The organism is Mesorhizobium sp., from assembly GCF_017306585.1.
GTDB lineage: Bacteria > Pseudomonadota > Alphaproteobacteria > Rhizobiales > Rhizobiaceae > Mesorhizobium.
Genome location: NZ_JAFKIC010000086.1, coordinates 1 through 5,574, shown reverse-complemented (window position 1 = coordinate 5,574; position 5,574 = coordinate 1). Strand labels below are relative to the sequence as shown.

6 protein-coding genes are annotated in these 5,574 nt (G+C 64.2%); 4 read left to right on the top strand and 2 right to left on the bottom strand.

The annotated features are described in order from the left end of the window. The coding region (locus J0I79_RS03065) for a L,D-transpeptidase (protein ID WP_292855256.1) at positions 1 to 542 on the bottom strand (542 nt) is incomplete at its 3' end. Between the two features lie 211 nt (positions 543 to 753). Between J0I79_RS03065 and J0I79_RS03060 the strand changes: the two genes are divergently transcribed. After that, positions 754 to 1,392 carry a DNA-3-methyladenine glycosylase I gene (locus J0I79_RS03060; protein ID WP_292855255.1) on the top strand — a complete coding sequence of 213 codons (639 nt, stop codon included), beginning with the start codon at positions 754 to 756 and terminating at the stop codon, positions 1,390 to 1,392. 34 nt (positions 1,393 to 1,426) lie between these two features. Here J0I79_RS03060 and J0I79_RS03055 read toward each other — a convergent pair whose 3' ends face one another. Beyond that, the gene (locus tag J0I79_RS03055; RefSeq protein WP_292855254.1) at positions 1,427 to 1,678 is read right to left on the bottom strand and encodes a hypothetical protein; all 252 of its coding nucleotides are present in this window, start codon (positions 1,676 to 1,678) and stop codon (positions 1,427 to 1,429) included. 225 nt (positions 1,679 to 1,903) lie between these two features. Between J0I79_RS03055 and hisS the strand changes: the two genes are divergently transcribed. From hisS to hisG, 3 genes are all read left to right on the top strand, one after another. After that, the gene (hisS, locus tag J0I79_RS03050) at positions 1,904 to 3,439 is read left to right on the top strand and encodes a histidine--tRNA ligase (protein WP_292855253.1); all 1,536 of its coding nucleotides are present in this window, start codon (positions 1,904 to 1,906) and stop codon (positions 3,437 to 3,439) included. 184 nt (positions 3,440 to 3,623) lie between these two features. Then, positions 3,624 to 4,745, top strand: a complete 1,122-nt coding sequence (locus J0I79_RS03045; protein ID WP_292855252.1) for an ATP phosphoribosyltransferase regulatory subunit — start codon at positions 3,624 to 3,626, stop codon at positions 4,743 to 4,745. Further along, positions 4,742 to 5,443: an ATP phosphoribosyltransferase gene (hisG, locus tag J0I79_RS03040; RefSeq protein WP_292855251.1), complete on the top strand. Its 702-nt coding sequence runs from the start codon at positions 4,742 to 4,744 to the stop codon at positions 5,441 to 5,443. The genes J0I79_RS03045 and hisG overlap by 4 nt, the downstream gene beginning before the upstream one ends. Positions 5,444 to 5,574 lie beyond the last annotated feature (131 nt).

Below are 5,574 nucleotides of genomic sequence, written 5' to 3'. Positions count from 1 at the left end.
GCCAGATAGGTCGGCAGGTAACGGCCTTTCGCGGCCTCGCGCTTGATCATCTCCGCCGGCGGGCGCCAGTCCGGCCACTCGCGCTTGTTGGTGATCTTGTGCGTGCCCGACCATTCGAACCCCGGCTTGCCGGTGCCGACGCCGTAGCGCCGAGCCTTGCCGTTCTTCTCGATGAGGAAGAGGAAGTTCTGATGGGTATCGATGACGATGGTACCCGGCTTCTGCGCGCCGTCATAGGCGACTTCCTGGGGCAGGTACATCGGGTTGATCTGCGGCCGCATCACCATGCGCTTGGCCGGCGTCGGCACGCCTGCGGTCTGCACCCGGTCGGGCTGCGCATAGCGCACACGCGGCTGCTGCTGCACGGCCTGGCGGTTCTGCCGCACGATGCCGGGAGCATGGCCAAGCTGCAGCACCCAGGGCGCGGAAAGATCGGGGCTCACCATCACCGGCGGCCGGTCGGCATAGCGGTCGTCGGCGTGCGAAGGCATGGCGCTCGCGGCAAGCGCCGCCGCGCCGAACAAAGGAAGCAGGATTCTCATCGGAACGCACCTTGATCGTCTGACATACCGGGCAAGAACGCTCCCGGTTGGCGAGATCATTGGCGGCCAGCAGCAACCGAAACATGAATCGGAATGCGTAAAATGCGGCTTTGTCAGTAAACCTTTTGGTGTGGTTACCGGCGGGTTCAGGAATCTGGTAAAGCCACGGTAAAAGCAGCGCGATAGCGCGTTAACGAATGGATTTTGCGCAATGAGCAATGAAAATACCGGCCTGCTTGCCGGTCCTGACGGGGTCGTACGCTGCTTCTGGCACGGCAACCTGCCCGACTATCTGCACTATCACGACCATGAATGGGGCCGGCCGGTGGCCGATGACCGCAGGCTGTTCGAGAAAATCTGCCTGGAAGGGTTCCAGTCGGGTCTGTCCTGGCTGACCATTCTGCGCAAGCGCGAGAATTTTCGCGAGGCCTTCGCCGGCTTCGACTTCGATAAGGTCGCCGCCTTCACCGACAAGGACGTCGAGCGCCTGCTCGGCAATGCCGGCATCATCCGCCATCGCGGCAAGATCGTCTCGACCATCAACAATGCCAGGCGCGCCCGCGAAATGGTCGACGAATTCGGCTCGCTCGCCGCCTGGTTCTGGAAGTTCGAGCCCGGCAAGGACGAACGGCCCGGGATTGTCGACCTCGCCCATCTGCGCGCCAATCCCACAACCGCTGTGTCGGTGCGAATTTCGAAGGAACTGAAGAAGCGCGGCTGGAGCTTCGTCGGCCCGACCACGGTCTATGCCTTCATGCAGGCGATGGGCTTGGTGAACGATCACCTCGAGGGCTGTGTCTGCCGCAAGGAGGTCGAGAAGCAGCGCAAGGCTTTCAGGCGGCCGAAGTAGCCACGGCGCCGACCCGCGAACAAGCCGGCACCGGTCAGGTGCCGGTAGCTCCGGAGAAATAAAGCCCGGCAAAAATCGCCGCCACGGTGGCGAGAGCCGGATAGATCACCATAAGGCCAGTCACCATTGCGTCACGCATGGTGGCGCCAACGCCTTCGCCGGAAGTCGGTTCGAACGGACCGGCTGCCTGGCTCGTCATCTTGTGGCTGTGGGTGTCGGCGGGGCGCAGATGGGCACGCATGTTGCTGGCGCCGTCGGGGATGTCGAATTTGCGCGCCATCGCCATGGCCCGATCCTCTTGTTTCCATTTGCTTTATCTGTGGCGATTGTGTCGGCACAACGCCGCGCTTGTGGCGGAATTGGTTCGTTTCCGTAGTGGTTTGGTGCAGTCGGGCCAAGCACGACCTCGCGCGGCCTTGCCGCTCCATGCGGCATCGGTTAGGACACGGGATTAGCGACTGTCGCTAATTTATCGACCCGCAATCATCACGAAACACCGAGCGAAAATCCCATGGCCGACAAATCGGAAAAGACGAAAGCGCGGCTGCCGCGCGGGTTTGCCGACCGCAGCGCCGAGGACATCCGCGCCGTCGAGAAGATGATGGCGACGATCCGCTCGGTCTACGAGCTCTATGGCTTCGAGCCGGCCGACCAGCCGCTGATCGAATACACCGATGCGCTGGGAAAATTCCTGCCCGACCAGGATCGGCCGAACGAAGGCGTGTTCTCCTTCCAGGATGATGACGACCAGTGGCTCTCGCTGCGCTACGACCTGACGGCGCCGACGGCGCGTTTCGTCGCTGAGAATTTCGAGCGCCTGCCAAAGCCCTATCGCAGCTACCGTTCAGGCTGGGTGTTCCGCAACGAGAAGCCCGGCCCCGGCCGTTTCCGCCAGTTCATGCAGTTCGACGCCGATACGATCGGCACACCCGGTGTCGCCGCCGACGCCGAAATGGCGATGATGATGGCGGACGTGATGGAAGCGCTCGGCATCGGGCGCGGCGACTACGTGATCCGCGTCAACAACCGCAAGGTGCTGGACGGGGTGCTTGAGGCGATCGGCCTTGGTGGTGAGGACAATGCCGGCCGCCGGCTGACGGTGCTGCGCGCCATCGACAAGCTGGACAAGCTGGGTGTTGAGGGGGTCCGGCTGCTTCTGGGTGAGGGCCGCAAGGACGAGAGTGGAGATTTTACAAAGGGTGCAGGTCTAGCTCCCAACCAAATTCAACATGTGCTTGCGGTGGTTAGCGCTAAGAACGCTCGTGAGTTACAGCAGAACCTAGATCAGATCACTGGTCAGACGGGCGGGGTTCCCGATGCTCACGGTGGCTTGGCCCATCTGCCATATGACGACGGATTGAATGAACTTCTCGAGCAGATCGAACCGTTGGTTCGGGCTGCCGGCTACGGCGAAGACAGAATTAAGATTGATTTTTCCGTCGTACGCGGCCTCGAATACTACACCGGCCCGGTCTTCGAGGCCGAGCTCCTGGCGGAAATCCCCAACGAGGACGGCCAGATCGTGCGCTTCGGCTCGGTCGGTGGCGGTGGGCGCTATGACGGTCTCGTCTCGCGCTTCCGCGGTGAACCGGTGCCTGCGACCGGTTTTTCCATCGGCGTGTCCAGGCTCATGACGGCCCTGAAGAACCTCGGCAAGCTCGACAGCGCCGACGTGATCGCACCCGTGGTGGTGCTGGTCATGGACAAGGACACCGAGAGCCTCGGCCGCTACCAGAAGATGGTGAGCGAGCTGCGCGCCGCCGGCATCCGCTCCGAAATGTACCTGGGCGGCGCCGGCATGAAGGCGCAGCTGAAATACGCCGACCGGCGCGGCTGTCCGGTAGCAATCATCCAGGGCGGCGACGAGCGCGCCAGGGGCGAATTGCAGATCAAGGACCGGATCGAAGGCTCGCGCATGTCTGCCGAGATCACCGACAACGCCGAATGGCGCGCGGCAAGACCGGCCCAGGTGACGGTGGCGGAAGGCGAACTGGTCGCCGAGGTGAGGAAGATACTCGCGGCGCAGGCCGAGGAGAGGGCCAAGTGATGAGCGGCGCTGCGCTGTTCTTCCCTTCTCCCCTTGTGGGAGAAGGTGGATCGGCGCGGAGCGCCGAGACGGATGAGGGGTGTTCCAGGGAACGCCAACGCCTCATTCCGTCACGCACCCCTCATCCGACCTCGCTTCGCGAGGCCACCTTCTCCCACAAGGGGAGAAGGGTAGGGCGTAGCATATGACCTCCCGCTACCCCTCGATCTCTGCCGACATCACAAACCTCTTCGCGGCGCGCAACACGCATGCCGTCGAGGTCGCCGTGCTGCAGCCGGCCGACCCTTTTCTCGACATGGCGGGCGAAGACCTGCGGCGCCGCATCTTCCTGACCGAGAGCGAGACCGGCAAGACGCTGTGCCTGCGGCCGGAATTCACCATTCCGGTCTGTCTCGACCATATTGCCAGCCAGGCCGGCACGCCGCGCCGCTATTCCTATCTAGGCGAGGTGTTCCGGCAGCGCCGCGAGGGCGGCAACGAATTCTTCCAGGCAGGCATCGAGGATCTCGGCGACCGCGATACCGCGCAAGCCGATGCCCGTTCGGTGGCTGACGCGCATGCGTTGCTCACCCTGGTGCTGCCCGGCCAGCCGCTGGCGATCACGCTTGGCGACCAGGGCATCTTCGAGGCGGTGCTGGCGGCGCTCGGGCTGCCGCGCGGCTGGCGCATGCGCCTGGCCCGGGCCTTCGGCTCGGCGCCGATGCTTGAGGCAGCCCTTGCCGATCTGGCAAACCCACCGCGCAACGGGCAGCTCTCGGGCGACATCGCGACGCTTGTTCTGGATGGAGACATTGAAGGTCTCTCCGCCCATATCGCCGGCGGCATGGAAGAGGCCGGCCTGTCGGCGTCCGCTGGGCGTGCGCCCGCCGATATTGCCCGCAGGCTGATCGAAAAGGCCGAATTGCGCAGCGTGCGGCTTTCAAACGAGGCCTTCGCCGCACTGAAGGACTTTCTGGCGATCGACGTGCCGCTCGATGGCGCGGCGATGGCCCTGGAGAGTTTCGCCGCCGGCGCCGGGCTTTCGCTGGGCGCGGCCCTGGAGAAATTTTCCGCTCGTGCCAAGGCGATCGAAGTGCATGGCCTGCCGGCCAAGGCCATCCGCTACGACGCAGCCTTCGGCCGTCCGCTGGATTACTATACGGGCGTGGTCTTCGAGATCGCGGCCGCCAATGGCGAGCGTCCCTTGGCCGGCGGTGGCCGCTACGACCGGTTGCTGACGCTGCTCGGCGCCAAGACCGCGATCCCAGGCGTCGGCTTCTCGGTCTGGCTCGACCGCATCGAGGCGCTGCGGGAGACGGCATCATGATCACGCTGGCGATCCCGTCGAAGGGCCGGCTGAAAGAGCAGGCGCTGGAAGTGCTGGCCAAAGCCGGCCTGTCCGTCAGCCTGCCCAGCGACGAGCGCAAGTATCACGCCCGCGTCGAGGGCCTGGACAATGTCGAGGTCGCTTTCCTGTCGGCTTCGGAGATATCGGGCGAGATCGGGCAGGGCGCGGTCGATCTCGGCATCACCGGCGAGGATCTGGTGCGGGAAAACATCGCCGATTGGGAAACACGCGCCGAAATCGTCGCCCGTCTCGGCTTCGGCCATGCCGATGTCGTTGTCGCGGTGCCCGAAATCTGGCTCGACGTCGACACCATGGCCGACCTCGACGACGTCGCCGCCGATTTCCGCCAGCGCCACGGTCGGCGGCTGCGGATCGCCACCAAATACTGGCGGCTGACGCAGCAGTTCTTCTCGCAGAAGCACGGCATCCAGGTCTATCGGATCGTCGAAAGCCTCGGCGCGACCGAGGGAGCGCCGGCCGCCGGCCTTGCCGACGTCATCGTCGACATCACCTCGTCCGGCTCGACGCTGCGCGCCAACCATCTCAAGGTGCTGGGCGATGGTGTCGTCCTGAAATCCCAAGCCTGCCTTGTGGCTTCGCGGAAGACCCGCACCGCGGCCGATGAGGCTGTTTTGCGCGACATCGCCGCCAGGATGAGCGCTTTCCCTCCTCCTTGAGGGGAGGGCAATCGCATATGGATTCTTGCGATGGATTCTTGCGAAGGGGACCCCCACCCTAACCCTCCCCACAAGGGGGAGGGAACGCTGCCGCGCGCCCTATCCATCTTCATGTTGAGGATCGAAACCTC

What these genes read in the sequence shown, in the direction of transcription:
- J0I79_RS03060 (WP_292855255.1), top strand. Translation starts at nt 754, where the DNA reads ATGAGCAATGAAAATACCGGCCTGCTTGCCGGTCCTGACGGGGTCGTA.
- J0I79_RS03055 (WP_292855254.1), bottom strand. Translation starts at nt 1,678, where the DNA reads ATGGCGATGGCGCGCAAATTCGACATCCCCGACGGCGCCAGCAACATG.
- hisS (WP_292855253.1), top strand. Translation starts at nt 1,904, where the DNA reads ATGGCCGACAAATCGGAAAAGACGAAAGCGCGGCTGCCGCGCGGGTTT.
- J0I79_RS03045 (WP_292855252.1), top strand. Translation starts at nt 3,624, where the DNA reads ATGACCTCCCGCTACCCCTCGATCTCTGCCGACATCACAAACCTCTTC.
- hisG (WP_292855251.1), top strand. Translation starts at nt 4,742, where the DNA reads ATGATCACGCTGGCGATCCCGTCGAAGGGCCGGCTGAAAGAGCAGGCG.